Source organism: Kitasatospora sp. NPDC058162, assembly GCF_042884005.1.
In the GTDB taxonomy this organism is placed as follows: Bacteria; Actinomycetota; Actinomycetes; order Streptomycetales; family Streptomycetaceae; genus Kitasatospora.
The window spans coordinates 17534-44337 of record NZ_JBHVUS010000017.1; the positions used below are offsets into that span (position 1 = coordinate 17534).

The 26804-nt window shown below is 71.2% G+C and carries 25 protein-coding genes and 1 pseudogene; 20 read left to right on the top strand and 6 right to left on the bottom strand.

What is annotated here, in order from left to right:
- Positions 1-91 precede the first annotated feature (91 nt).
- The gene (locus tag ACFVXG_RS26845; RefSeq protein ID WP_387930988.1) at positions 92-1309 is read right to left on the bottom strand and encodes an SMI1/KNR4 family protein; all 1218 of its coding nucleotides are present in this window, start codon (positions 1307-1309) and stop codon (positions 92-94) included.
- On the opposite strand from ACFVXG_RS26845, the gene ACFVXG_RS26850 reads away from it, so the two are divergent.
- From ACFVXG_RS26850 to ACFVXG_RS26905, 12 genes are all read left to right on the top strand, one after another.
- A complete protein-coding gene (locus ACFVXG_RS26850) occupies positions 1308-1478 on the top strand; it encodes a hypothetical protein (RefSeq protein WP_387930989.1) in 171 nt (56 codons plus the stop codon). The two genes, ACFVXG_RS26845 and ACFVXG_RS26850, sit on opposite strands and share 2 nt — an antisense overlap.
- 808 nt (positions 1479-2286) lie before the next feature.
- Positions 2287-3495 (top strand): sensor histidine kinase, encoded by a 1209-nt coding sequence (locus ACFVXG_RS26855; protein ID WP_387930990.1) that lies wholly within the window; start codon positions 2287-2289, stop codon positions 3493-3495.
- Entirely contained in the window at positions 3492-4166 is a 675-nt protein-coding gene (locus ACFVXG_RS26860) for a response regulator (protein ID WP_387930991.1), read from the top strand. Before ACFVXG_RS26855 ends, ACFVXG_RS26860 begins: the two co-directional genes overlap by 4 nt.
- Positions 4167-4394: 228 nt before the next feature.
- On the top strand, positions 4395-5690 hold the full coding sequence (locus tag ACFVXG_RS26865; protein ID WP_387930992.1) for an alpha/beta hydrolase: 1296 nt from the start codon (positions 4395-4397) through the stop codon (positions 5688-5690).
- Between the two features lie 281 nt (positions 5691-5971).
- Entirely contained in the window at positions 5972-6460 is a 489-nt protein-coding gene (locus ACFVXG_RS26870; protein WP_387930993.1) for a hypothetical protein, read from the top strand.
- Positions 6461-6565: 105 nt separating this feature from the next.
- The gene (locus ACFVXG_RS26875) at positions 6566-7147 is read left to right on the top strand and encodes an SUKH-4 family immunity protein (protein ID WP_387930994.1); all 582 of its coding nucleotides are present in this window, start codon (positions 6566-6568) and stop codon (positions 7145-7147) included.
- A 617-nt stretch (positions 7148-7764) separates the two neighbouring features.
- Complete coding sequence (locus tag ACFVXG_RS26880; protein ID WP_387930995.1) at positions 7765-8328, top strand: hypothetical protein; 564 nt, start codon at positions 7765-7767, stop codon at positions 8326-8328.
- Positions 8329-8337: 9 nt separating this feature from the next.
- A complete protein-coding gene (locus ACFVXG_RS26885; protein WP_387930996.1) occupies positions 8338-9627 on the top strand; it encodes a tyrosine-type recombinase/integrase in 1290 nt (429 codons plus the stop codon).
- On the top strand, positions 9624-12074 hold the full coding sequence (locus ACFVXG_RS26890; RefSeq protein ID WP_387930997.1) for a tyrosine-type recombinase/integrase: 2451 nt from the start codon (positions 9624-9626) through the stop codon (positions 12072-12074). Before ACFVXG_RS26885 ends, ACFVXG_RS26890 begins: the two co-directional genes overlap by 4 nt.
- 81 nt (positions 12075-12155) lie before the next feature.
- Positions 12156-12476, top strand: coding sequence for a hypothetical protein (locus ACFVXG_RS26895; protein WP_387930998.1), 321 nt, complete (start codon positions 12156-12158; stop codon positions 12474-12476).
- Positions 12477-12499: 23 nt separating this feature from the next.
- Positions 12500-12997: a hypothetical protein gene (locus ACFVXG_RS26900; protein WP_387930999.1), complete on the top strand. Its 498-nt coding sequence runs from the start codon at positions 12500-12502 to the stop codon at positions 12995-12997.
- Between the two features lie 597 nt (positions 12998-13594).
- Positions 13595-13852: a hypothetical protein gene (locus ACFVXG_RS26905; protein ID WP_387931000.1), complete on the top strand. Its 258-nt coding sequence runs from the start codon at positions 13595-13597 to the stop codon at positions 13850-13852.
- 144 nt (positions 13853-13996) lie between these two features.
- On the opposite strand, the gene ACFVXG_RS26910 is transcribed toward ACFVXG_RS26905, so the two are convergent.
- Positions 13997-14347 (bottom strand): hypothetical protein, encoded by a 351-nt coding sequence (locus ACFVXG_RS26910; protein WP_387931001.1) that lies wholly within the window; start codon positions 14345-14347, stop codon positions 13997-13999.
- Positions 14348-14967: 620 nt separating this feature from the next.
- Here ACFVXG_RS26910 and ACFVXG_RS26915 point away from each other — a divergent pair.
- Together ACFVXG_RS26915 and ACFVXG_RS26920 are read left to right on the top strand one after the other, a co-directional pair.
- A complete protein-coding gene (locus ACFVXG_RS26915; protein ID WP_387931002.1) occupies positions 14968-15363 on the top strand; it encodes a hypothetical protein in 396 nt (131 codons plus the stop codon).
- Positions 15364-16367: 1004 nt separating this feature from the next.
- Positions 16368-16847: a hypothetical protein gene (locus ACFVXG_RS26920; protein WP_387931003.1), complete on the top strand. Its 480-nt coding sequence runs from the start codon at positions 16368-16370 to the stop codon at positions 16845-16847.
- Between the two features lie 71 nt (positions 16848-16918).
- Here the strand turns inward: ACFVXG_RS26920 and ACFVXG_RS26925 are convergent, their stop codons facing one another.
- Positions 16919-18277: a hypothetical protein gene (locus tag ACFVXG_RS26925; protein WP_387931004.1), complete on the bottom strand. Its 1359-nt coding sequence runs from the start codon at positions 18275-18277 to the stop codon at positions 16919-16921.
- 553 nt (positions 18278-18830) lie between these two features.
- On the opposite strand from ACFVXG_RS26925, the gene ACFVXG_RS26930 reads away from it, so the two are divergent.
- Together ACFVXG_RS26930 and ACFVXG_RS26935 are read left to right on the top strand one after the other, a co-directional pair.
- Positions 18831-19319: a hypothetical protein gene (locus ACFVXG_RS26930; protein ID WP_387931005.1), complete on the top strand. Its 489-nt coding sequence runs from the start codon at positions 18831-18833 to the stop codon at positions 19317-19319.
- 13 nt (positions 19320-19332) lie between these two features.
- The gene (locus tag ACFVXG_RS26935) at positions 19333-19935 is read left to right on the top strand and encodes a hypothetical protein (RefSeq protein WP_387931006.1); all 603 of its coding nucleotides are present in this window, start codon (positions 19333-19335) and stop codon (positions 19933-19935) included.
- 46 nt (positions 19936-19981) lie between these two features.
- On the opposite strand, the pseudogene ACFVXG_RS26940 reads toward ACFVXG_RS26935, so the two are convergent.
- Both ACFVXG_RS26940 and ACFVXG_RS26945 read right to left on the bottom strand, forming a co-directional pair.
- A pseudogene (locus ACFVXG_RS26940) lies at positions 19982-20164 on the bottom strand (transposase); the annotation flags it as partial.
- A gap of 322 nt (positions 20165-20486) precedes the next feature.
- Entirely contained in the window at positions 20487-20888 is a 402-nt protein-coding gene (locus tag ACFVXG_RS26945; RefSeq protein WP_387931007.1) for a hypothetical protein, read from the bottom strand.
- Between the two features lie 345 nt (positions 20889-21233).
- Here ACFVXG_RS26945 and ACFVXG_RS26950 point away from each other — a divergent pair, with 345 nt between their 5' ends.
- A complete protein-coding gene (locus ACFVXG_RS26950) occupies positions 21234-21578 on the top strand; it encodes a hypothetical protein (protein WP_387931008.1) in 345 nt (114 codons plus the stop codon).
- Between the two features lie 275 nt (positions 21579-21853).
- Here ACFVXG_RS26950 and ACFVXG_RS26955 read toward each other — a convergent pair whose 3' ends face one another.
- Positions 21854-22348: a hypothetical protein gene (locus ACFVXG_RS26955; RefSeq protein WP_387931009.1), complete on the bottom strand. Its 495-nt coding sequence runs from the start codon at positions 22346-22348 to the stop codon at positions 21854-21856.
- Between the two features lie 469 nt (positions 22349-22817).
- Between ACFVXG_RS26955 and ACFVXG_RS26960 the strand changes: the two genes are divergently transcribed.
- The 3 genes from ACFVXG_RS26960 (at position 22818) to ACFVXG_RS26970 (ending at position 26770) form a co-directional block, all read left to right on the top strand.
- On the top strand, positions 22818-23714 hold the full coding sequence (locus ACFVXG_RS26960; protein WP_387931010.1) for a carbon-nitrogen hydrolase family protein: 897 nt from the start codon (positions 22818-22820) through the stop codon (positions 23712-23714).
- Between the two features lie 206 nt (positions 23715-23920).
- Complete coding sequence (locus ACFVXG_RS26965; protein WP_387931011.1) at positions 23921-24562, top strand: hypothetical protein; 642 nt, start codon at positions 23921-23923, stop codon at positions 24560-24562.
- A gap of 264 nt (positions 24563-24826) precedes the next feature.
- Positions 24827-26770 carry a protein kinase gene (locus ACFVXG_RS26970; RefSeq protein WP_387931012.1) on the top strand — a complete coding sequence of 648 codons (1944 nt, stop codon included), beginning with the start codon at positions 24827-24829 and terminating at the stop codon, positions 26768-26770.
- Positions 26771-26804 lie beyond the last annotated feature (34 nt).

The window sequence follows — 26804 nt, forward strand, 5'->3', positions numbered from 1 at the left end:
CTAACGGGCGGCACGGACAACCTGCCCGTGTACCGAATGACCGGCGCCACAGGCTGCTGCCGGGTTTGCATGTGCTTCGCTCAGGGTGGGGCTATGACGAGGGGCCGAGGTCACCGTTGACAACGGTCTCGGTGATCAGGGGACGGTCCCAAAGGGCGAGGATCTCGTCGGCCAGGGCCACGATGGGCCGCGGGTCTTCTCTCCCGAACGTCTGGATGGAGGCAGCCGAAAGGCTGCGCGGGACTGCTCCGGCGTCGAGCAGGACTCGCCAATCCCCGGGCGCGAGTTCGAGGAACTCCAGTCCGGTCAGCGCGGCGATCTCCAGCGGGTCGGCGAGCGTGCCGGGGTAGGCACAGAGCGTGCGCAGACGGGGCAGCCCGACGACGGGGGCGAGGCTCAGGGGAGCGCCACTCCACGCCCCGATTCTCAGGACCTCCAGCGCGGGATGGGCGGCGGCCTCGATGCTCCTGATGCTCTGGTCGTGGACGATGGCCGCGACCGGCCGCTTGTCCCACCGGTGTCCGGTGTACCAGTTCCGTTCTGGGCCGAGGACCAGGTCGGTGAGCGATTCGGCCCACAGCGACGCGCCGATGCTCTGCTCGTGGTCGAGTACGATCACCTGGCCGAGGTGGCCGCGGGGGCCGGGCGTCAGGTCGACGGCGATCATGTCCCCTCCGCCGGTGCCGCCGAGAACGATCCACCCCGGAGAGCCGACCAGGTCCTGTACGGCGTCATCGGGTCCCGTGAGGACGGCCCCCGTGGCCGCATGCTCCCAGCGGAAGTACGAACGGTAGGACAGGTCGGCGACGGCCAGGTCTTCCAGGGAACTCAGCTCGAAGCCGACCGCGCCCCAGACGCGCTCCGCTGCCTCATAGTCGTCCTGCCAGTCCTCCCACCGTGCGCGCGTCACCCGGTAGAGCGCCTTGACCTCCTCGGGAAGCGAAAGGCCCAGTCTCTCCTCGGCGGCGGCGATCTCCTCCTCGGTGGCGCCGATCGCGTCGGGTATCCGCTCGCGGAGCGTCCGTTCCAGCAGCGCCGCGTCCACGGACGGGGCCGGCCGGGCCCCGTCCGCCGGCTCGGGCAGGCGGCGCCACGGCTCGGGGACGGCGCCCTCGACCAGGGTCAGCGCGCCCACACCGCTGCCGATGCCGGGATCGACTGCCGGGCTGCGATCGAACAGCCGGAGAACCGCCGCTCCGTTCGGAGGGATCTCCACGGTGAAGGCGATGTCGGTCACTCCGGCCCCGGCAAGCGTGTCCCGCACCCGCTCGATCGCGTCGTGCTCCTCCTGGTTGTCCGACAGCAGCATGGCCCGACCGGGCGGCGGGTACCGCCACTTCACGGGCACGCTGTACGAGCTGCGGCCGATGTTCCCCGACACCTGGCCGCCCGGCACGGCAAGCGCCTGCGCGTGCTCGGTCCGCAGGAGCCGCAGCAGCGGCTCCCAGATCTTGAAGTCGTACAGCGAGGACAAGTAGGCCTCCGATTGGTGCGGTGATCGCAATGTCGGCGATTATGCCCGCCACCTGCGACACCCCACCGACAGGCGAGCACGGGACAGAGGCGGCCCGGACAGTCGCATCCTGCCGGTTCGGCCGCCGTCCCTACCGCGGGCGGTAGCCCGCCCCCGCCGCGCCCGGATTGCTCCGCTGCCTCCCGTCACCGGCCGTTGCTGCACTGGCGGTTGAACGGGTCCGGTAACGGCAACGGTCGTCGGCCGGCGCGGACTCTGGCAGTGCCACCTGACATCCTGTGCTGACTTGGATGAGTACGTCGTGTGCCGGCCCCGCTCGCCACCAGCCATTCACAGAGTGATCCTGGGGTAGGAAAACGGCCATAGACGTTCCGCCGCGGCGACTACGGGCAGGGACAGGCCTTCATGCGATCGAGGGCAGCCATCGCTCGGGTCGGGCGGTGAACTCATGGGGGTCTTTCAGTTCTGCCTGTTGTCCGTCAGGCAGGTACTCACCCAGGCTCCCTGCCTGTGACTGATCAGCGGCACACTGCGCGCATGAGTACTGATCCCTCATACCTGAGAGCCAGGCCGAGGACGGCTCCGCAGCGGGAGGCCGGCCAGCGGGTCTGCTCCGTAGCGTGGTGACCGAATGCACCCCGGCCGCGGAAGGCTCCGTGAGCGTCCGAACCGCTGAGCGCCCCCGCTGCGGCCGGCCGGTGAACGAGCTGGACAATGACCGTATGGACAGGACTGGGAGGCGGTAGGTGCGCGGAGTGCTGCACACCGTACGGAAGGATCTGTTCACCCCGGCCCCGCAGCCGATGCCGCCCATGAGCGGGCCGGGACTGCTGAGGTGGCTGCCGCACGGCGCGGTCGTCGCGGTGGCGGTCTTCGCGGCCGTCTCCGCTACCGAGGACATCCCGTTGCGGCCGATCGGGATGCTCCACGCCGCGCTCCTGGTACCGGCGCTGTGCCGGCCGCTGCCGGCCTGGTGGCTGTCGCTGGTGGTGCTGCCGGTGTTCTCGTTGTACCCGCCCTTCGCGCCGTACACGGGATGGGCGTGGGCCGTGCAGGCCGGACTGTCGTTCCTGGTCGCGCTGCGCAACCCGCCTCGGGTGACGGCCGAGACGGTGGCGCTGAGCACCGCGCTGCTGCTGGGACTGCAGCTGGCGGGCAGGCGGATCGGGCCCTGGTACTTCACGGTGATCGTGCTGGTGCTGTTCGCCCTCGTCGTGGCCGCCGCGACCGGGGTGCGCCGGACACGAGAGGTCCGCGCCCGGCTCGCGGAGCAGGAGCGGGCCCTCGCGCAGGAGCGGGCGCACCGCACCGTCCTGGAGGAACGCGCCCGCATCGCGCGCGAGTTGCACGACGTGGTCGCCCACCACATGTCCGTCATCTCCATCCAGGCCGAGGCCGCCCGGTACCGGGTCGCGGACCCGCCCCGGGAACTGGTCACGGCGCTGGCCGACATCCGCGCGGGCGCCCTGGAGGGACTGACCGAGCTGCGCCGCCTCCTCGGCGTGCTGCGCTCCGAGGACCGTCCCGGCGGGCGTGCTCCCGAGGCTCCGCAGCCCACCCTGGAACGGCTCGACGACCTGCTCGCCGGGGTGCGCGCGGCCGGGCTCGACGTGCGGGCGACGGTCTCCGGGACGCGCCGCCCGCTGCCCGGGGGAGTGGAGCTATCGGCCTACCGCATCGTGCAGGAGGCGCTCAGCAACACGCTGCGCCACGCCCCGGGCGCCACGGCCCGCGTCGAGCTGACGTACACCGACGCCGCCCTGCGGCTGCGGATCCGCAACGGGCCCGGCACCGCGGCCGCCGAGCCCTCGCCAGGAGCCGGGCCCTCGCCAGGCGCCGGGCACGGCCTCCTGGGCATGCGCGAACGTGCCGTGATGCTCGGCGGGGAGTTCTCCGCCGGCACCACCCCCGACGGTGGCTACGAGGTCACCGCGCTGCTGCCGGTGTCCGCCGCCCCCGCCGTCCGGACAGACGGGAACCGGGCAGACAGGAACCGGACAGACAGGAAGCAGAGCGCATGACGATCCGAGTGATGATCGCCGACGACCAGGCGATGGTCCGCGAGGCCTTCTCGGTGCTCCTCGGCGCCCAGCCCGGCATCGAGGTGATCGCGACCGCCGTGGACGGCCTGGACGCGGTGGCCAAGGCCGAGGAGCTGCGCCCCGACGTGGTCGTGATGGACATCCGGATGCCCGGACTGAACGGCATCGAGGCCACCCGCCGGATCACCGGGCAGGCCGGCCTGCCGACCAGGATCCTCGTCCTGACCACCTTCGACCTCGACGAGTACGTGTACGAGGCGCTGCGGGCCGGCGCCGGCGGGTTCCTCCTCAAGGACGCCTCCGGAGTCGAACTGGCCGAGGCGGTACGCGTCGTGGCCGCCGGGGACGCGCTGCTGTCGCCCGGGCTCACCAAGCGGCTCATCGAGGAGTTCGCCCGGCTGGGCGGCTCGGCGAAGCCGTCCGCGCGGGTGCGGATCGACGTCCTCACCAACCGCGAGAGCGAGGTGCTCACGCTGGTCGCCCGAGGCCTGTCCAACGCGGAGATCGCCGCCGAACTCGTCGTCGCCGAGCAGACCGTCAAGACGCACATGGGCAGCATCCTGCAGAAGCTCCAGCTGCGGGACCGCACCCAGGCCGCAGTCCTCGCCTACGAGACGGGACTGGTCGTTCCCGGCCGCACCGGTCTGTGATCCCGTGGTGGTACGCCGGCACCGGCCCGGACGTCTCCCTCCGACCCCCTACCTGAGAGCTGCTCCGGAGAATGGCTCCGCGGTGTGAGGCCCGTGCGGGTGCCGGATTCCTAGCGTTCTTGTACGAGCCGGTCCTCGCCGCCCCCGTGTGCGGTGGCGAGGACCTCGCGGCTCCCGACACGTTCCGCGGGCGGCGACCGTCCCGCGCACCATCGCAGGAGTACAGCCATGACCACACCCGAAAGCTCCGCCGCATCGCCCGGACGTCCCGCCGCGTCGCCCGGACGTCCCGCCCGGACCGGACGTCCTGCCGCGTCGCCCGGACGTCCCGCCCGGACCGGACCTCCCGCCCGGACCGGCTGGCCGGTCCGGATCCTGCGCGCCGCATGCGCCGTCCTGGCGTCGTTCCTCGCGTTCCTGGCCGTCGCCGTCGTGCTCGGCGCGTACGTCCCCTCGATACCCAAGGCTGGGGTGATCGGGCCGGTCCTGGGCGGGCAGTACCCGTTCCACACGGCCCTGTTGGCCCTCGTCGCCGCCGGCCTCGCCGCGGTGGCCTGGTGGGCCGGTCTGGTGCGCTGGGGACGCGTGGTCACCGTCGTCTCGACGCTGTGCACCGCGGGTGCGCTGGTCATCGGCGGCATCCAGTTCCAGGCCGCCCGGGAGTCCGGCGCCGAAGTCTCGCTGGGCCAGGTGTTCACCGAACTCGGCTACCCCGCGGCGAAGCCGGACGCGACCGAGACGTTCGCGAGCCCCGACGGCGAGCCGCTGCGCGTGGACACCTACCTGCCTGCGAGGAATCCGGGCAAGCGGACCCCGGCCGTCGTGCTGGCCCACGCCGGCGGCTTCCACACCTTCGACAAGAGCGACCTGCGCGGCACCGGCCGCTGGCTCGCCGACCACGGCGTCGCCGTCTTCGCCGTCGACTACCGCCTGGCCGGTCCCGACCGCCCCACCTGGGACAAGGCCCCGCAGGACCTCGTCTCCGCGATGGCCTGGGTGCAGCGCAACGCCGACGCGTACGGCGTCGACGGCGCGCGGATCTCGCTCGGCGGGATGTCGGCGGGCGGCACCCTGGCGATGAACACCGCCTACCGCCTCCACAACGGCACCATCAAGGCCGCCGAGGGCGCCACCCCCGCGCCCCCGGCCTCCGTGATCGGCTTCTACCCCGGCACCGACGTCGCGCAGATGTGGCAGGACGACGTGGCCGGGACCCGCGAGGCGGCGCAGATGTACACCGGCGGCACCCCGCAGCAGTACCCGGACCGCTACCGCGAGGTGTCCCCGACCTCCGACGTCCGCCCCGGCCTGCCCCGCACCCTCCTCGTCGTCGGGGACCGCGACCGCAGCGCCCGCCCCGAGACCGTCACCGGCCTCGGCGACGCGCTGAGGAAGCAGGGCGTCGACGTCGAGGTGAAGGAACTGCCGTTCGCCGACCACGCCTTCGACGACGCGTACGGCAGCCTCACATCCCAGACGAGCCGGCAGATCCTGCTCGACTTCCTCCTCGCCGCCCCGCACTGACGCCGGACCCCGGCCGACGGACGGACCCAGCCGCTTCCGCGGCCACCATACGTTTTCCGCCACCTCTGGGACGTACCGCGCCGGACAGGTCATCGAAGCCGAGCTCGCGTGTGGCACCCCCGGCCGACGGCTCCGGCTCCGGCTGCGGCGGGACCGGAAGCCGTGGCCCATCATGCGGCGGCCCAGCACCACGGTCGTCTCCGACGGCGCGTCGGTCACCGCAGCGACGGGGCAGCCGCGCCAGGCCGTCCCGTCGCCGTCCCCCTATACGAGGAGAGAACTTGACCTCCCTTGAAGAGCTCGAAGAGCGGCTCCGGGCGCTCGACCGCGAGGAGGAGGACCTGGGCCGGCAGCGGGCCCTGACGCTGCGCGCCTACGTCCAGGCCGCCGGCGGAACGAACGAAGCGGTCCGGCGGCTCGGCATGGACCCCCGCACCCTGGTGCGCCTCCAGCGGCTGGACGAGCTGGCCATGGTGGTCTACCGCGGCACCGGCATCGGCTACGACGAGGACGGCCGCCCGTACGGAGAGCTCGGCGACGAGGACCCGAGCGCCCAGCAAGTCGCCGACTCCCGCTGGTGGCGCGTCGCCAAGGCGACCCGCCCCCGGATCAAGGCACTCGTCGTCGTCACGGCCGGCACCGTCACCCGGATCTGGCAGGTCCAGCCCGGCGCCCCGTGGACGGAGCAGGACGGCAAGGTCGCCATCCCCCTGCACAGCCCCCGCTCGACCGGGAAGCCGTGGCCCGCCACTTCCCCGAACTGGGCATGACCATCGGCTCCAACCGCCCCATGCGTCGCGGGCTGATCCGCGAATACCTCCCCCTGGCCAACCCGGCAGAGAAGAAGTAGAGCTGATGGAAAGGGAGTTGAGCTCATGCAGCTGATCAATCACGACGCCATGGCGCAGGCCTTCCCCGACGGCCTTCTCGTCCTGCCGGAGCACCTGGCTGCCCTCATCACCCACGCCCCGACCCGGGCATTCCTGCGGGATGTCGGCCTCCCGGACCGCGAGCGGTGGTTCGAGTCGAGCCAGGAGCTCGTGGACGGCCGCGTTCGGATCGGAGGCGAAGCCTGGCAACGGGTCGCGGAGCAGCATCCCGGCTGCCCGTTCGACATGTCGGCGTGGCTGGCACTCGGGGGCATCGGCCTCGACGGCGTGGCAGTGGACACCGCGACCGGACTCGTCTACTCGATGCCCGACGGAGGGTCATCACACCTGCTGAACAGCAGTGTGCAGTGTCTCGGGAGCTTCCTGTACGCCCTGGAGGTGGAGCGCGGGGCCTACGACCCCGAGGCCGACGGCGGGGCCGACCCGGACGGCGCGGTGGAGCGCCTGCTGGAACTGATGCGCGCGGTGGACCCGGCCGCCGCACGTCACGCGGCGCCGGAGTACGAGTACGGGGGCCCCACGTGGTCCATGGTCCTGCACTACGTCAGCAACATGCTGGGCGACTAGGACGCCTGTTTCAGAAGGCGTCGAAAGCGTGTCCGGTTGGCCGTCCGGGGAAGCTCCGGGCGGCCGACCAGCGGCCGACCAGCGGCCAACCAAAGGATGCTGACCGGGGCGCATCGCGGCAACCCGCCACTACCATCACGCCGTCGTGTCGTCGCCCGTGGGGGTGATGAGGCGGGGGTCGGCTGGCGGCGGCGGCCCGCGCCGTGGGGTACTGGGCGGGTGCGTATCAGCAGGACGGCGACCGCCGTCGGGGCCGTCGCGCTTGCGCTGCTGACGGCGGTGCCCGCCTACGCGGCCGAGACACCGCCGGTGCGCGGCGCCCACCGGACGGCCGCCGTCGTGGATGCCGGGGTGCTGGGACGTCAGGCCGCCCTGGAACGGCTCGCCGACGCCGTCACCGGGGTGCCCGAACACCTTCGCGCGACAGTGCCCGGCTACGCCGGACACACCATCGACCCGCAGCGAGGCGTCCTGGCCCTGTACTGGCACGGCGACGTACCCGCACGGGTCACCCACCTGCTGGAGCACCCCCGCCGGGGATCACCGCGACCGTCCGGCCGGCGCCCTACACCCTGGGGCAGCTACGCGCGGCGCGGGACCGGCTCGTCGAGGCCGCCGTGCGGGGTGCGGCGGGCGCGGTGTGGCACGGCGCCGGCTCGGCGGCGGACGGCACCGGTCTGGTCGTCGCCTACACCCCCGACACCACCGGCCGCTCCCTCTCCGGCGAGCAGGTCGCCGCGCACGCCGCCGAGCTCGCCGGTGTCCCGGTCCAGGCCGCGCCCGCGATCGCCCCGGTGGCCACCGCGACCCGGCACAGCGACGCCAGCCCGTGGCGTGCCGGCGCCGAGCTCAGGGCGCCCGACGGTGCGTTCTGCAGCTCCGGGTTCGGCGGGTGGCGCGGCAAGACCGCGGTCCTGCTCACCGCCGCGCACTGCGGGACCTCGGGCACGTACAAGGCTGGCACCGGCACGACGATCGGCACCGCGTCCGACTCGGACACCGGGCTCGACGTCACCGTGATCAACACCAACGGGCCGCCCAGCGGCCGGTTCTACGACGGGGCGTGGGACAACGCCTCCGGGTACTCCAAGCGCGCCATCGGCGCCGGGCACAACAGCGTCGGCGGCCTGTTAACCGAACTAACATCGACATATTCGCAGGTCAGGGGCATGATCTGTTAGCTTCCCCGGGTGTTCGAAACTGATCGTCCCGAGCGGGATCTGGAGCAGTTCGTCCTGCCTGAGATAGGCAAGTTGCAGGAGACCGGGAATCCCTGGGCTCCGTACCAGCTGATAGCCCCAGATGGTGGTGTCGTAGAGCCCGTCCGCACCTACTTCGCCGAGCTCCAGGCGGTGGACAGTTCTGCCGCCACGATCCGCTCGTACGGGATGGACCTGCTGCGTTGGTGGCGGTTCCTGTGGGCCCTGGGCATCGAGTGGAACCACGCGACCCGCGTGGACGCGCGGGACTTCACCCGGTGGATGCGGACTGCGGACAAGCCCCGACGTCTGCACTGGCGGCACCGCAAGGCCGGCTACACCGCTGAGACTGCCCCGAAGCCGAAGGCGAGCCGCAAGGCGATGCCAGGTGCACCCAATGCGATCACCGGGAAGGCGTCGCCGGGCCCGAAGTACTCGGTGAGGACGCGCGCGCACTGCGAGACCGTGCTTCGCACGTTCTACGCCTTCCACCTGGAGGAGGGTACCGGCCCGATCATCAACCCGTTCCCCCTGGACCGCTCGCGACGCGGTGAGCGGGCAAACGCCCACCACAAGCCCGGCCAGCCTTTCCGGCAGGAACGGGCGGGCCGCTATCGGCCGACCATCCCCAAACGCGCCCCGCGGCGAATCCCCGACGAGATGTTTAACGCACTGTTCGCGGCCTTGCGGTACAACCGCGACCGCGCCCTGCTCGCCTTCTGGGTGTCCAACGGTGCCCGCGCGGAAGAACAGTTGACCAGCCGACAGCGTGATGCGTTGGCTGGCCAGCAACTCCTCGGCATCGTCCGGAAAGGAACCCGTGCCTACCAGCAAGTCCCCTGCTCGACGGACGCGTTCGTGTGGCTGCGGCTCTACCAGGAGGAAGCCCGGCGATCAGGTACTCCCGTCGGACCGAACCTGCCGCTGTGGTGGACGCTGAGGCGGCCGTGGAGACCGCTGAACTACGACGCGGCCAGGGCGATGTTCAACCGGGCCAACGACCTCCTGGGCTCGAACTGGACCCTGCACGACCTGCGACACACCGCCTCCTACCGGCTTGCCCGTGACCCGAAGATGCCGCTGACCGATGTCCAGTGGGTCCTCGGTCACGCGCATCTCACCACCACCCAGCTCTACCTGCCTGCCAGCCAGGACGAGGTGATCGAACGCGTCCGCGCCCACCACGCACGCCAGGCGGAACAGCGCGAGCGCCCGCCGGCGCCACCCGCCCCCGGCTATAACCCCGACTCGTTGAAGACCCTCTTCGGGAGCTCCTGGTGATCCTCACCCAAACCTTGGAGGCGTCGGCCTCCGCCGCCCCTCCGGCTAGGGAACCGCTCGCCGGAGCCGCTTTGGCGGCGGTGAAGGAGCGCTTCCCGCCCCGACCCTACGAAGACGACTGGCATGCGACGAGTCAAACCTACGAAGAGGTGATGGACCGGCTGAACCAGCCATCGCTGCGAGCCGCCGGACTAACCACCCGCTACTGCCGGAGCCGCGGAGCCCAGCTCGTCCTCCGCTGGCTCCAGGACCAGCCGGGCGACACCTGGCAGCAGCGCTGGAACGCGAGCCCTGCAGCCACCTCCACCGGGTCGGAGTGGAAGACACACGCACCCGGCTGGACCGGCCATGAGGTGACGCGCGCCAGCGAGACTCTGGGCTCAGGCCTTCTCGCGCTGGTGAGCGCTGATGTGCTTCGACCCTCGCTCCGCTGGCAGCTCACCCGTGCGTCGACCAACAGCCGCGCCATCGTCAGCCAATACCGCGACCCCGACGGCTTCGCCCACCTGGAGCAGATGGTCGGCCCGGAAGCATGGTCCTCCCGTCTGGGCACCATCGCGAGGAACGTGCTGGTGAAACTCATCATCGCCAAAGGGGGTGGCCTGACCGACATCACGGTCGGCGACTCCTTGGAGTTCATGGAGGCATTCCGCGAGAACCAGCCCACAACCAGCGGGAACACCCTGTTCTACTCCTGGCTCAGGGAGCTCGGGCACATGCCGCCCGATGCGCCGATGACGCTGAGATTCCTGACCCGGACCACCGGACAGGTCTCGGTCGAACAGCTGGTAGACCGCTACAACCCTCAGTCGACGCCGATCCGGAACCTGCTGGTCGAGTACCTGAAGGAGTGCCAGCCCACCATGGACTACACGTCCTTGGAGGGCGCGTCGCGCACCCTGGTGAGGAACTTCTGGCTTCAGATCGAGCGCATCCAGCCCGGCATCGACACGCTCCGGCTACCGCCCGAGGTCGCCGCGGCTTGGAAGCAGGCCAGCCGGACCAAGATCACGCGTCGACGGGCGTCCGACGGCTCAGTTCACGAGGTGGTGTCGGAGCGCGCCAACTACGGCAACCTGATGATGAGTGTCCGGGCCTTCTACCTCGACCTGGCGCACTGGGCGGTCGAGGAGCCCGAACGTTGGGGCCCATGGGTGGCCCCATGCCCGGTGAGCGCGGCCGACGCCAGTACCTCCAAGCACGAGAAGCGCCGCAAGGCGAAGATGGACCAGCGCACCCGAGAACGCCTGCCCGCCCTGGCGACCCTGGTCAGGGTCGCCAGGGAGAACTGGGCGGAGGCCAGAGAGGGCATGGAGGCTCTGCGGGCCGCACCGCTGGGCGGGCGGTTCACGTTCATGGGCAAGACCTACACCCGGCAGAAGCAGGACTCGACGACGCCCTACCGGGCCTACGACGAGACCGGCCGACGCACCCACCTGGGGCAGGTCGAGGAACGGGCATTCTGGGCCTGGGCCACGATCGAGTTCCTCCAGCACACCGGCGTCCGGATCGAAGAGATGCTGGAAGCCAGCCATCACAGCCTGATTCAGTACAAACTGCCCAGCACCGGCGAAGTCGTTCCACTCCTCCAGGTCGCACCGTCCAAGACCGACGAGGAACGGCTCCTGCTGGTCAGCCCGGAGTTGGCAGACGTCCTCAGCACGATCATCGCCCGTGTCCGTGACCCGCGAACGGGTGCGATTCCCATGGTGACCAGCTACGACGTCGCGGAGAAGGTCCGGAACCCGCCGATGCCGCTACTCTTCCAGTGGACCTATGGCAGTCAACTCACGCCGGTTTCAAGGGCGTTGATCCAGAATGGCCTCAATGAGGTCCTGGAGCGGGCAGGTCTCACGGACTCAGCCGGCCAACCACTCGACTTCTCGCCCCACGACTTCCGACGGATCTTCATCAGCGACGCGATTCGCAGCGGCCTGCCGCCCCACATCGCCCAAGTCCTCGCCGGCCACTCCGACATCAACACCACGATGGGCTACAACGCCATCTACCCCGCTGACGCCATCGAGGCCCACCGCGCGTTCATCGCACGCCGACGAACGCTCCGCCCCAGCGAGGAATACCGCACTCCGACAAACGAGGAGTGGGACGCCTTCCTTGCCCACTTCGAGAAGCGCAAGCTCTCGCTCGGCACCTGCGCGAGGGCCTTCGGGACGTCTTGCGTCCACGAGCACGCCTGTGTCAGGTGCTCGCTTCTACGACCCGAGCCGTCCCAGCGCGACCGGCTGATCGAGATTCGAGACAACCTGATCGATCGGATCGCCGAGGCACAGCGCGAAGGCTGGCTCGGTGAGGTTGAAGGACTTGAGATCAGCCTGTCCGGCGCCGCAGACAAGCTGGCACAGCTAGACGCAATGCTCCAGCCCTCGGTCGTCCACCTGGGCCTGCCGACCTTCGGACAGATCGCCGGGAGGTCCAGCATCTCGTGACACCTTCGAGCTAATGATCTCGGGCTTCCAGCTCACTCGATCCGTTAGTTCGGAGAAGGCCTGGTCTGCGACAGCGGCGCGATGTCGGGCGTGCACTGCGGGTTGAAGGCCACCCAGACCGAGTTCGCCACCAGCGTCGAGGGCACCTGGCACACCGACCTGGACGTCGCCGAGCGCACCGACGGCAACACCATCGCCGTGGCCCAGGGCGACAGCGGCGGGCCGGTCTTCGCCAGCGTCACCGGCGGTGAGGACATGCAGGCCCGGGGCGTCATCGTGGCCGGCGGCGGTCAGAAGGTCATCTGCTCTCCCGTGGCCAACGGGCGGCCCTACTGCTACGACACCCTGCTGTACACCCCGATCTCGCCGGTCATCGACAAGTTCGGCCTCTCCCTCGCCTGACAGCACGAACGAAAGGCGCCCCCGTGGACGTCGCACTCACCGGCCGGCTCCTGGCCACCCTCTCGGTGCTGGCCGTCGCCTGCGGCGCGGCCGCCGTCCAGCCCGAAGGCCCCCGTGGCCAGGCGCTGGCCGACCTCCAGCAGGCCATCTACCGAGCCGGGATCGGCCCCGCGACCTGGCACGCGGACATGGTCGGGGCCCACCCCGGGGACGGGGTCCAGGCCGTCGAGGTGATCGGCAGCCTGGACGACGCCCGCCGCGACCTCGACCGGCAATTCCCCGGCCAGACCCGGGTCGTGCCCGGCCACATCCCCTCCGACCTCGTCTACCACCCGGACCATGACTACCAGCTCGAAGGCGAACTCCAGGACCTCCGGCAGCCCGGCTTCCAGGTCTTCCACACCGACCTCGCACCCGACGGCCGTACCACCGTCGGCGTCGTCGGCGACCTCACCGCCGCCCGCGCCTACATCGACGCCCACTACCCCGGCCGCGTCATCGTCCACGGCAACACCCGCTGACCACCCCGGCGCCGACCCGCTACGCTCCCCGGGAAGGCCGCACGCGGCCCGCCCACCTCGGTGCCACCAACCGGACACGGCATCCCGACTGCGGCCACAGCGGACCGTCCCGAGCACGCAGCGGCGTGATCCGCTCCTTCGTCCGGGAGATGTCCAAGGTCTACGAGCGTGCGCTGAACGCGAAGTACTACGACGACCGGCGGCACCGGGTGATCCGCTGGGACGACGGGCCCACCGAGGCCACTGTGAAGAGGGCGGTCGAGCGGCAGCTGCCCGAGCACAAGGACGTGGTCTGCACCGGCCGCGGTCTCCGTGCGGAGGCGGCCGTCCTCGGCGCGATCCGCCTCTACGCCACGGGGGAGTCCTCCCTCTGGCGAAGCGTCGACACCTGGACCGTCGGCCACCACCTCCAGGATGTCGCCTTCCCGCTGCGGACGGCGAGCGCCTGGGAGCTGGCGATAGTCGAACGGGTCCTGGAGGAGTCCGAACAGGACAACGGCTGGGGGCGTTACCGGGACGTCTACGCCGCGCTGGAGCTGCTGAGGGAACGGCAGGGCGTCGGCTCCTCGCCCCCCGCCAACGACCGTCAGCCTACGGTTGACGAACCCTGCGGCCGCACTCACGCCGGCCCCGGCCGAGCTGCTGACCGCCCGCGGCGAGTACGGCGCGGCCTGGCACGCCCGGGCCGAGCCCATGACCCTCGCGGAGGCGTTCACCGCCGCGCTCGCCGACGAGAACATCGACAAGGACGCCGCGCTGGCTACTCGCATCCGCGCCGAGACCGTTCCTACCGGTCACCGGCCGATTGTGTCGCGCGCTGGCCGGCACGCCAGCGCCGTAATGCTGCTCAGGTGACGAGGTGTTCGCCGCAGGCGGTGTAGAGGTGGACGTGGGAGGAGCAGCCCGCGCGGTCTGTCTTCAAGGTCGGGCAGAGCCCCGTGCCGAGGAGCTGGCACGGGGCTCCGCTGACGAACCTTGGGCGAGGGTCCGGGTCGTGCGTCAGCCGCCGAGAAGGCGGCCGAGCGGGCCGGTGAGCACCAGGGCGTTCCCGTCGGCCTTGCCCGCGGGGCTGGTGTTTCCATGGGGCGATTGTCCGGGTCTGGCCGGGTCTACCCTGATCTTCGCCCGGCGATCGCGATCGCAAGGTAGGGACTTCGTCCATACTGGGACGACTGGAGCTTCCTGAGCGACTTCTACAACGAGATCCTTTACCAGGACACCTGCCAACCAGCCACCGCCGACGGCCTCGCCCTGCTTGCGGCCCTCGCCGTCGACGACCTGGTTCCCGCCCGGCAGCGGTTCCAAGCCGTCCATCTGCTGGTCAGGGCTGCCACCGCTGGCGAACGCCACCTCCCCGAGACCTGGCCGAACACCCCTCAACATGCCGATCCCGACAGCGAGGCCCGGGCCCGCGGCGCGGTCCAGGCCCGCACTCCAGGCCTGCTGACCCGCTGGTCGGCTGAATGCCCTGCCGTCCGGCTGGCCCTCGCCGGCCTCGCCGTCGTCTTCCCCACCGACCGCACCCTGCCTGCCCTGACACCGCGCCTGCAGACCTTCACCGACCAGCACCCCCAGGGCACCAACATCGGCGACTACGTGCGGTTCGTCCTCGTAATGGCCGCACCGGACGATGACCGGATCCTCACCGTGACCGAGAAGCTCACCGACGCCTGCTGGGCGGGAACAGCACGAGGAGTTCCGATACGGGCACGAGCCCTCCACCTCCTCGGCCAGATACTGGCCAAGGTCGGAGCCGAACTCACCCGGCCACGCGCTGAGCAGTGACGCCCCGCAAGCACGACGAGCGACTCACCGCGCGTCGCGCGCGCTGCTATTTCTCGGGTTCTGACACGAGTTCTGCGGTGCGGTCTCGGTCGACAACACAGAGTGACCTACTGGTCCTGGTCGCACGGCAGGCCGGCTGGCTGGTTGGATGGCGACGGTTTGTTGTGGACGGGAGAGATGCCAGAGTGCTGATCGTCTTCAGATGTCGGCAGTGTGATGCTTCCTTGTCGAATCCGCTGGAACGACTTGAGTGGAAGCCTCTACCGCGGGTGAAGGGGAGGGAGCACTACACCTACGGCCCATCGACGGTGGCGCTAGGTTCCGTCGCCGCCGACCCGGATCCGTACGTTCCTGCTGGCGCGATTGCGACCTGGGTGATCAACCCGCTGGACGGCGTGCAATTGCGGCCTCACATGGACCCGGCCCGGCTTTACGGATGCTGCAGGCGGGATGGACTCAATGGCCCGAACCTGCTGTGCGCCTGTTGCGACAGCGAGGTTGGCATCGAGATCTCAGATTGCTGGACCGAGTACGACATCCGGCTGTTGAGCTCAGCGGTGTCTGTGGGGCATTACCGCTGACCGGCAAGGCGAGAAACCAGCACAACAGCAGAACGCGCTTGCGGAGAAGCCGGAAGCCCGCCCGGCCATCGCCAGGCCAACCACGGCGAGCGTCGACCGCAGCCGCTCGGTCCACCGGCCGTTGCGCCGGGTCAACCCCGTGATCTGTTCGACGAAGGCCAGTCGGCGGCGGTGACGCGATCGTGGTCCCTGCTCAGGGAGTTGCTGTTCCCGTCGGTATCGGAGATGGCGGTTGCCCGGGTGAAGCCGGTCGGCCCCGTGGTTCGGGGGGAGGTGCAGTCGACCGCCGACGGCGCCAACTGCCCCGGCCCTGGCGCCTGGTCGAGTCGCGTGCACGGCTCCTACCTTCGGTTCAGTGCCGACCTGCCGGGGCGCGGGACGGCGGGTCGTGCTCGCGCTGCATGTACGACGGGTCGCCTGCCCGGATCGGTCGTGTCCACGGCGGACGTTCGTCGAGCAGACCGAGGGCCCGACGCGCTGGCATGGGCAGAGCACCGAGCCGCTGCGCACGGCGGTCACCGCGGTCGGGCCGGCGCTCTCCGATCGGGACGGTGTCGGTCCAGAAGCCGCTGCCTCTCGCGAGCTCCCGGATCATGCGCTTCACCAGCGGGAGCGCCGCGCGGAGGCGCTTGTTGCAGCCTGCTCGCGGCAGCAGGTACGGGAGCATGCCCGCCAGGTGTCCGTTCCGCGCGGCGCGGCCGGCGGGCCTCGGACTGGAAGGTGAGCAGGGCCTGGGCCACCGCCAGGCAGATCAGTTCGGAGTCGCCGAGCAACTCCTCTAGACCCTCCCGGTCCGGCTCCGGCAGACCACCCGGCTCCAAGAGGTGCCGCCCCGCGACCCGCTGCGACGTGGGCCTGCTCCTGGCCGCCGACGAGCCCACTGCAGGCCGACCCGCCACAAGATCGGCACCGAACCACGTCGCGCCGGGTGGATCGCAGGCTCAGCGACTTCCATCGCCCTCGCTCGTTCGTCAGGTGTCGTTGCTCTCCGGGACGATGTCCTGGTGACGACGCATCTGGAACTCTTCGCCGACTACCATCAGATCCATGTGATGGACGAGCACTCCGACAGTGATGTGGGGGGCGCGTGGACGGCGCAGGCTCTGTTCGACGGTCTTGCCACTGCCGAGGACATCCTGGCGTTCAGCACGGTGAACAACATGGACGTCGTCGTCGCCGTGGACGTCCTGGAGGGCGAGCCCGCGGACGACTCCGCCGACTTCGACCACGTGGTGGAGGCGAGCGTCCATGTCCCTTCCGGGCGCCTGGCCATCCTGGGATGCAGTGATTACCTGCCTGACGCCGCCCGCTTCGACGTCCCGGCCGGCTGGATGCGTGTTCGTGTCTCCCGCAGCGGCCTGGCGGCTGCTGCCGCGGACCCGGAAGGCTTCGCCCCTGAGGGCATCCGCCTGCAGGCCTGGCCCGCGCCCCGACGAGAGCTGCGGGTGATCACCAGGTGGACGAGGCCGACGAATGGGGCTTGACCTCCACCGTGACCGCGCCCACAGCGAGCCGCGGTCACCGTCCGTCCGAGGGCGGACGTCAGATCACAGGCTCAGACCGGTCCGGTGTCGTTCAGGTGGTCGAGGGCCCGGTGGACGATGGGCTCGTGCTGGTGGGGGGCGAGTCGGCGGCGGTACTCCCTGGCCAGGCCAGGGGGGAGCGTGCCGGAGAGGTCGACGGCCTGGTGGGCTGCTTCGGCGGCGACGTCGAGCTCGCCGAGGGCCAGGTGGGTGTCGATGGTGTACAGCAGCCACACCGCGGTGCGGGCCAGGGGAGCGGTCGTGTGCGGGGCGAGGAGGAACTCCGTGATGGGGCTGAAGCACTGTCCGGCCTTGCGCGGTTCGTCCAGGTACCACCACATGGCACCCGCGGTGGCGGACAGGTAGAGCTGGTAGCCGAGCCGATGGCCGTCACTGAGCGGCCCGTCCGCGGCGGTGGGCGTGTCGGCCAGGCACTGGCCGGCGTTCTCCAGCGCGGCGGCGGCCGTACGCGCGCGGCCGAGCCGGGCCAAGGTGACGGCCTCGAAGTTGTGCAGCGCCACCGTGGCCACCTCCGAGGTCCGGGGATCGGCGCTGCGGGCGGCATGGATGAGGAGCATGGCATCGTTCGCCTCGCCCACGACCAGGTGATGACGTGCCAGCTGCGCCATGGCCCGCGCGGCGAGCGACGGGCGGCCGGCTGCGGCGGCGGCCCGGATCCCGGCGAGGATGTGGCGCTCCGCCCGCGCCGCCTCGCCCAGCGCGCCGCCGAGCCACCCGCAGACCATGGCCGTGCGGGCGGCCAGCGCGAACAGCTGCGGCGCCGCCGGGTGATCGTGCCCGGTCCGCGTGAGCAGGGACACCACCAGACGGTGCTCGGCGTGCGCCGCCGCGTAAAGACCCGCCGGTGACAGCAGGGTGCCGTGCTCCTGGGCCTCCAGAGCGCCCACACGCGCCTCGATGCCCGCGACGCACCCGGCCATCTCCTCGGGAAGCGGCCTCGGCGGCTGGGACGGCGACCCGGCGAGGCGGGCCAGCGCGTCGCGCAGCTGGCCGGCGAGCGCGGCACCGCGCAGTACGAGGGCCCTCGGCTGTGGGCCCCTGGTGGGCTGCGTCGTGGAGGCGAGGACGGTCGTAGCGCCCTCGCGGGTGTAGGGCTGTTCCAGCAGGACCGTGTCCTGGATCGCCAGGTGCGTCCAGTACGGCCAGCCCAGGCGACGCACCTCGGCCGCTGGCACGCCGTGCAGGTGCGCCATCGCCAGCTGCGCGGTGAACTCGGGCGCGATGCGTCCCGATTCCCAGCGCGACACCTTCTCCCGGCGCGCGGCCATCGCCCCCAGACCGAGGTTGCTGTGCGTGCGCGCGACGAGGCGGGCGTACTCGGGCTGTGACAGGCCCAGCGTCGCCCGCAGCAGGGTGAGGGGGTGTGCCATGGAGGGTGCCCTGGTCTGTTGTGTTCGAGTCAGTCAACCCGATCGTAGAAAGATTGTTCGGCGCATGCCAGGCGGCGAGGCACCTCCTGAGGCACCCCCTCAGGCACCTCTGGGGAGGTGTCAGGCCGCCGGGCGGTACGTGGTGATCGGGTGCCCGCTCACCGTGTGCGGGCGCACCCGGCATCGTGCTGCCGCGATGCGGCGGCCTTCAGGCGCGCCCGCACCGTCGGCCTCGCGCTCTGCGTGGCTTCGGAAAGGGTGCCTCCTGACGTGCTTGCATCAAATCTTCCTCAACTCGACTTATGTCCGGAGGATTCAATCCCTAGGGTTCTGAATTGCCCGCCCGATCGGCGAGCGGGCAAATCGGAGGGAAAATTCCGTGAACAAGGCTGTGCGAAAGAATGCTTCTCGAATCTCTGCGGCGGCAGTCGGCCTGGGGGCTTTCCTCGCGCTGGCGGCTCCGCAGGCGTTAGCCGCTCCAGCGTCCACCGTCGGGCCGGCGCCGGCTCCGGCTCCGGCTTCGAAGACAGCGGTTCGGCTTCCGGCCGGGGCGGTGCCGGAGCACTGGACGATCGACCGCAAGGCGCCGGCCGCGAAGCTCCCGGTGCCTGCGACCGAGCAGGCGGCACCGCCTCAGGGGGCGCAGGAGTCGACCACGACCAACTGGTGGCTGGTGGCCCGGAACGGGAAGTTCCAGGGGCAGACCTGCGGCACGGACCGGGTGGACATCGTCACCGGCCAGGGCCCGATGACCCTGACGCTCACCCAGAGCCGGGCGATAAGCAGCCAGTGGTCGTCGAGCGTGTCGGTCGACGCGGGGAAGGTGAGTGCCACCGTCGGGTTCAGCGTCACGGACACCGCCACCAACACCGAGTCCGGTCAGTGGGCCGTCCCGGACGGCAAGTTCGGCACCCTGGAGGCGTATCCGCTGTTCGATCACTTCACCTTCGACGTCTACGACACCTCGGTCGGTGACCGCTACGTCGGCGGCGGCGACGCCTACCACCCGGTAGGCTACTGCTACAACCACTGGGCGAACTAGGGGAGTTCAGCACATGCGGCGATCGAGCCGGCTCGCGGGCGCGGCACTCCTCCTCACGGTCGGCCTCGCGACCGCTTGCACAGGTGGCGGTGGCACCGGGCCTCAAGGGGGAGACGGGCCGTGGGCTCTGAACGGACTCGCCGCGACGTCCGCCAGTGTGCCGGTCCAGCGCACCATCGACCTCCTGCCCGCCGAGGGAACCGCGAAGATCCTCGGGGTCGCCGAGATCTCGGGCACCGACGTGATCCTCTCGGTGAGGGGCGGAGTCTGCCAGGTGACGCTCCTGCCGGACTCGTTGACCGAGCCGACCACGACGGCTCCGGCATCCGTCGGGGCACCGCGCCCTGCCGGTCACGTCGGTGCCTCGGACGCCCACCAGGACTTTCCCGGGACGGTTCTCGACGGGAAGTACACGGTCGGGTCTGCCCAGCTGCAGCCTTTCCAATTCGCAACTGTCGGATGCTCCGAAAAAGCAATGGCGGTCAGAATTGAAGGGATCGGCGAATCATCGCCGGCGAAGAAGTCGGGTGATTCGCTGCTGATCTGGCGCCAAGGCCAAGACGCTGTGATCGCCGTCGGCCTCCATGAGGCCATCCACGGCACAGCCCCGAATTAGAAAACCGTGGGGGTGCACCCGCCGCTGGGCGCTTCTCGACGGCCAGTCGGGGGATTGACTGGTGCTCGGCGTCGCCGAGGCCGTCAGTGTGGCAGAACGACCGGTCTGGGCAGGTCCCGGTGTCCGGCCGCAGCCACGGGGAGACGTCCATCGCCAGCACCAGACGGCCGTTGGCAGTGCGCGGAAGCGCCAGGTCGGCCAGCGCTGTCTGCAGTCGTCCGACGTCCAGGAGGTCCGGCGTCGCGCCTGCCGCTCAGGCAGTGGTAGAAGTCCGCCCGGAAACATGACAGTTCCGCGAACGTATCGCGCTGGACTGCCTTGTTGCGCCACCCATTACGCGGCCGTCGCACTGGTTCCTGAGCCTCGTCGCAGAGCTCAGGATCTTGCGAAGGCGTCCTGTGAAAGCGGATCTTGACCGTCTGCCGTTAAAGGTTGACGATCGCGGGTTCGTGCCATCGAAGATCGACCGTTCACGTCTGCCCATGGCCCCGGCGGCACGATGCCGGGGCCATGGGCAGACGCGGTGCCGACGATTCGCCGCGAACCGTTCGCTACAGCAATCCGACCAGAAACCGCACCGCCAGCACGGATCCGAGCAACAGGAAGCCGCCCACGAGCCACATTCCCACGCGCAACGCGAGGTCGGCCCAACGGTCACCGACGGTCCGAGGAGCCATGTCCCACGGCTCATCCCGGAAGGGTTCCGGAGCGGGAAGCGGGCCTGCGAGATCCAGACGCATGTGGTCCTCGGAGCAGTACGTGCGGTAGAGCACCTCGGCGCCCCGGCGGTCGATCTCCAGGGCCACCCAGCCCTCGGGCAAGTCGAGGCCCCTGCCGAATGCGGTCCTGGCCTCCCAATTGCCGCAGAAGTCACAGAGCTCCAGATCCTGACATTCCGTAGGCTCGTCCGGCTCGCTCGCCGTTCCGCCAGCGGTCGCGGCCGGTGTCGCCACCGGGGTGGGGTGTCGCGGTGACGGCCGTGCCGGTGTCCGTCCGGGCGTTCTCGGGCTGCCGCAGTTGAGGAGCAGGAGCCAGGTCACGGTCCGGAAGCCGCGGAATCGGAAGCGGTGCATTCGGCGATCCTGCCAGGCCCTCGCAGGGGGCACACCATTCGCTTCCTGATGTCCCGCTCAACCTTCGATGGTGGGAACCATCGGTCGTCAACCTTCAGTGGTAAACGGTCAAGATCCGATGTCACAGCACAGAAGGCCTCTCCGTCGTCTGGCTGGTCCGCGTGTGGGCGACAGGGTTCGATCATCCGTACGAAGCATCATGCGGAGTGCTGCGATACTGCTTCCGTGAACAACGACTCCCACCCGGTGGTCCGACAGGCGTCCTTTCCCTTCCCCGACGGCCGGTTTCCACGTGACCTAGGCGCAGTGGTCCAGCGGACTGTCGCGGAAGGACGCCTGCCGGCGCTCGTCGTCGTCCACGACAGCGACGGCGATTGGTTGATCGGGGACGGCATCAACGATCCGAACCTCCCCGGTGCCAGCGGTTTGTACTGCCTCTCCTGTCTGGTGGAGGAGGATGCCTCCCTCTCTGAGACCGCGTGCCTGCAGCCCGGCTCCGCGGCCTATCGGGACGGGCCCGGCCTGCCCTGGACGATCGAGCCGTTCCGCTACGAAGACGGCGAAGGCTGAACGTCGGGCTGACCACGGTCCATTGATCCCCGAAGCCGGTCACGCCGGTCCGTCCAGCGGGTTGCCCCGTCCACGCCGGCTTCGCCCAGGCCCGTCGTAGCGGCCACGTCCTCCTCGTTCAACGACGTCGGCCCGCATCCGCTTCTGCGAGGGCCGCACGGTCGGCGACCTGAGCACTGGTTTGCAGCCCGTTCTACCGCGCTGTCCGGTCCGATGCGCGGGAGCCGACGGTCCGGGGCCAACCGACCTCCCTCGGCGAGGGTTGGTCTTGGCGGCTACTGCCTCGGCGTCGTCATCGCGTCGCGGATGTGGCGGGTGCGGTCGGCGGCGTCGGCTTGGTCGAGCGTGGCCGGGCTGCCCTGGACCCAGGGCGGGAAGCTCACGGAGCCGGCGGTGTTGTGATCGGCCCAGATGCACACGGGCATGACGAGCAGCGCGTCGGTCTCTACGCCGCAGGTGAGCCGGCCCTGCGGGTCGTACGGGTCCTGGGCGTCGACCTCGGCCAGCGGCACCGTCCAGGTGCCTCTCGGGGACTGCATCGCGGTGATCGCGGACGCCAGCACCGCGCCAGGATCCGAAATGGTGCCCCAGGCGCCGCCGATCATCAGGGGCTTGCCGGAGTCGGCCGTGTACCTGGCCACCAGAGCCCCGTCGAAGCTCTTGTAGCCGGCGGGCTGCTGCTGCGGGCCCGCCGGATCGTTGGTGCGGATGTCGGCGGGGTCCTTGGCCCGGTAGTCGCCGGGAAGAGAGTCCGGAGCAGTCAGCCGCAAAGAGCCGGGCGCCGCGCCGGCGGAGCGGCCGGCCTCCGTCGGGGCACCTGCGGCAGGCCGCGAACTGCCTCCGCAGCCTGCTGCCGCCCCCACCAGCAGGACTGAGACCCCGACCATCGACGCAGCCTTCACGCTACGCACACCCACCCCAAGCTTCATGATCACATCGTAGTGGCCGGGGCAGTGGCCTCCGAGGTCGGGTGATGCCTCCACCAGGTCGGCCGTTTCAGGGAAAGTACGCCATGACAAATGCCCGGCGTGGAGCACCAGTTCCGCACTCTCGGGGGCGCTGTCTCCGCGTACGCGGTCCGGGTCCTGTTCGCCGCCGGGATCGTGTCGTCGCTGCCCGACGCGGCTGGGTCCCGGTGGCGTGTGTGTGCGGTACGACCTGCTGCGGTCGGGGACACGTGCGGGTGACCTGCTGGGCGTGGGCCGGACGGTGAACTGCCCACGCCGGTACGGTCGCCGGATGGTCAGGGCGTTGCGGTTGGCGGTGGCGCAGAGCACGGTTCCCGAGGACCCGCGGGACCGGACGGCGGTCCGGGCGGCGGGCAGGGAGGTCCGGGCGCTGATGCGGGAGGCCGCCGGGGCGGGGGCGCGGCTGGTGCAGTTCCCGGAGGGCGCCCTGGTCTACCCGGACAAGCGGGTCGTGGCGACCGGCCCCGACGGCGGCCCGGTGCCGGCGGACTGGACCGGCGCCGCGTGGGACGTCCTTCGCGAGGAGGCCGAGCGGATCGCCGCCCTGGCAGGCGAGTTGGGCCTGTGGACGGTCTTCGGATCGCTCCACCTGCTCACACCGCCCCGGCCTCCGCACAACAGCCTCTACGTCGTCTCCGACCAAGGACGACTGGTCGCCCGGTACGACAAGCGCTTCCTGTCGAACACCGAACTGTCCTACCTCTACACCCCCGGCCGGCCCGAGCCGACCGTGTTCGACGTGGACGGCGTCCGCTTCGGCCTGGCGATCTGCATCGAGGCGAACTTCCCCGCCCTGTTCCACGCGTACGAACGCCTGGACGTCGACTGCGTCCTGCTGTCCGTCATGGTCGACGACCCCGCCCGTGCCACCGTCGCCCAGGCCTACGGCACCCTCTACAACTACTGGCTCGGCTACGCCGTCCCCGCCCAGTACGCCGCCAACGCCCCCTCCGGCATCGTCGCCCCCGGCGGCCGCTGGCTCACCCGCGCCCCGGCCCACAACCGACCCGCGCTCGCCCTCGCCGACCTCGACCCCGACTCGACCGACCCGGACATCGACATCGCGCTTCGCTGCGCCCGGCCCTGGCGACGGCTGGCCCGTGCCGGCCTCTACGCCGACCAGCGTGCCGACCGTGACCCCAGGAGCCAGAACCGCACCGCGTTCTGACACCACCAGGGACAGGTGGGAAAGGCCCAAGGGGTTCTCCGCGTTCGTCACCCGCCCGGCAGCGAGCGGCCTGGGCATCCGGACGCGGCCTCCGGCGGCCGTCAGGCGTCCGCACACCGACCACGCGGGCCCGGCCGTCGTGCAGGTGCAACCAGAACGGCTGCGAGGCTCGCTGAGAACGGTCGAACCCTGAGACGGGCCATCCGGTGTCCTCCGCCGCACGGCTGCGCCGTCGGGCCCCTGCCGCCCTCCGTCGTCCCGAGTCCGAGCGGCTCCCCGGGTCCCGCCTGGTCCGGCGAACCTGCGGTGCCGCCGGATGCCTGGCCCTGCTCGGACTCGGCGTGGTCGGCTACACCGCGCCCGGAGGTACCGGGATCGCGTCCGATCCGGCCGGGTCCGGCCCGGATCCGATCGTCACCGCGCTGCAGCGCCGACCGGTCGACAGCCTGACAGCCGGTCTGCAGGTCTGGGCCTGGGGTTACTTCGGGGGGCGCAGCATCATGCAACAGTACGAGGGCGCCCTCGCCGCCGCCGACCGCAGTGTCGGTCCGGACGGCGTTGTGGACGCCGTGGCGCTGCGGAACGCCTGCACGGACCTGCTCGACGCGGCAGGCCGGGCCGATGCCTACTTCCCCGTCCCGGTCGCCGCGGAGCAGGCGGCGTGGACGGCCGCCCTGGCCAACAGCCGCACCCAAGCGAGGCACTGCCTCGACACCCCACCCCCAGCCGGTCCGGCGGAGATCAGCCGGTTCTTCTCCGCCCTCGACCCGCAGCCGGACCCGGTGGCCGCTGTCATCGACCACTTGCTCAACCTCTCGCGACCGACCCAGGAACTCCTGCTGCCCTAGGCCAGCGAGGATCGGTCAAGATCACTTGGCAGATGGCCGAGACCGCCTGTCAGAGGACGTCGGACGGGCGCGCCGGAAGCCGCCCGGGACGGCCGAGGCCAGGCCGAATGGTTGGGAGGCTGTGCGAATCACCCGAATCGTGACCTCCCGGACCGAGGGGCCCGCAACCCGCCGTTCACGGGCTGCGTCCCACCCAGCGGCCGCCGTGCCGTATGGTGCGACGCCGCGATGCCGAGCAGGCAGTGACGGGAAGAGCGCTAGGCGATGGACGACAGACCGACGCAGGACGACAGACGGGCCCAGGACGGCAGACCTGGGACGGACGGCACGGCACCCGTCCCGGGCGGTGTCCCGACGCCGCCCGGGGACGAACGCCCCTGGGAGCTCCCGGACTACCTCCACGAGCGGGAACTCGGCGCCGGCGCGAGCGGCCGGGTCGTCCTCGCCCGCCACCGGGAGACCGGCACCCCGGTGGCGATCAAGTACCTGCACGCCTCCGTCGGCACGCCCGCGCTGCGCGCGGAGGCGCAGGTCCTCGCCAGGATCGACTCCCCGCACGTCACCCGGCTCTACGAGTACGTGGAGGGGGACCGGGGTTCGGCCATCGTGATGGAGCTGGTGGACGGGATCGCGCTGCGCGACCTGCTCCGTGCGGAGGGCGCCACCACCGCGGAGGCCGCCCTGGTGGTGCTGAAGGGCTCGCTGCTGGGCCTGGCCGCCGCTCACGCGGCCGGCGTGGTGCACCGCGACTACAAGCCCGCCAACGTGCTGGTCGACACGACCGGCAGGTCGAAGCTGGTCGATTTCGGCATCGCGGTGCCCAGCGGCGCCGACCGCGACGTCTCCGGCACCCCCGCCTACATGCCGCCCGAGCAGTGGGCCGGCCGGCCCGCCTCCCCGGCGGGTGACGTCTACGCCGCCACCGTCACGTTCTTCGAGTGCCTCACCGGCGCCCGCCCCTACACGGGCACCACCATCGCCGAACTCGCGGCCCAGCACACCGAGGCCCCGATCCCGGCCGAGCTGGCCCCCGACCCGGTCCGGCCGCTGATCCTGGCGGGCCTGGCCAAGGACCCGCAGGCCCGGCCCGCCGGCGCGGCCGCGCTCGTCGAGGAACTGGAGGCGGTCGCGGCGGCCGGCTACGGGCCGTACTGGGAGGAGAAGGGCCGCCGTGACCTGACGGCTCTGGTCGCCCTGCTCGCGCTGCTGCTGCCCGGCGCCCACGGCGGGGCCGTCGGCGGCACCTCGCTGGCCCACACCGCCCTGGGCGGCAGCGGCGGCAGCGGCGGCAGCGGCGGCACCGGCGGCCCCTCCGGCACGGAGGCCGCGGACGTGACCGCGGCCGCCGACATCGTCCCGGCCGCCGTCCAGCGGCCCCTGACCCGCCGTGGTGCGCGCCTGGGCACCCGCGGCAAGGTGCTCGCCGGCGTCGCGGCCGGCGCCGTCGCCCTGGCCACCCTGGCCGGCGTGGCGACGGCGGGGACCGCCGCCGGCGGCGCCCGTACGGTCGTCGGCGGCGCCTCCCCGGAGGCGACCACCAGCCTCGGTGCGCACGACCCGGCCGACCCCTCCCCGGCGCCGAGCGGCGTCGGCGGCTCCGGCCCGACACCGTCGGCCTCGGCGGACCCGACGGCCGCCGCGCCGACGACCCCGGGCACCCCGACGACCCCGGGGACCCCGAGCGGCAGCACCACCGCCGCGCCGGCCGGCAGGACGCCCGTGGCGCCGGGCATGCCTCCCGCCGCCCCGGCCACCGGCCCGCATCCCGTACCGTCCGGCCCCGCCGCAGCGCCGACGGCGTCCCCCGTCGGCCCCGGCCAGGTCGGGCCGGGCTCCGCGACCACCCCGGCGACGCCGAGTCCGACCGTCGCTCCCGCCACCATCACGGTCAGCACGGTGAACCTGGACTCCCTGGTCTGCGGCGGCCGTTGGAGCCTGACCGCCACGGTCACGGTGGCCGCCCAGGGCGCCGCCACCGGAACGCTGACGCTGAGCTGGTACCACAGCTCCGGCGGACGTGCGGTCACCGTCGCCACCGACACGGTGGCGGTCCAGAACGGCCGCGCCACCATCACCCGGACCCACGACTTCGGCTCGGCCGACACCTTCCCGACCTGGGGCGTGCGCATCGGCACCACCCCGGCAGCGGCACAGCCGGGCCGGGCGTCGGCCGAGACGTCGGCCTTCCTCTGCAACCCGCCCCGCTGACCCCCGCCCCGGACCCCCGCCGGTCCGTCACCCG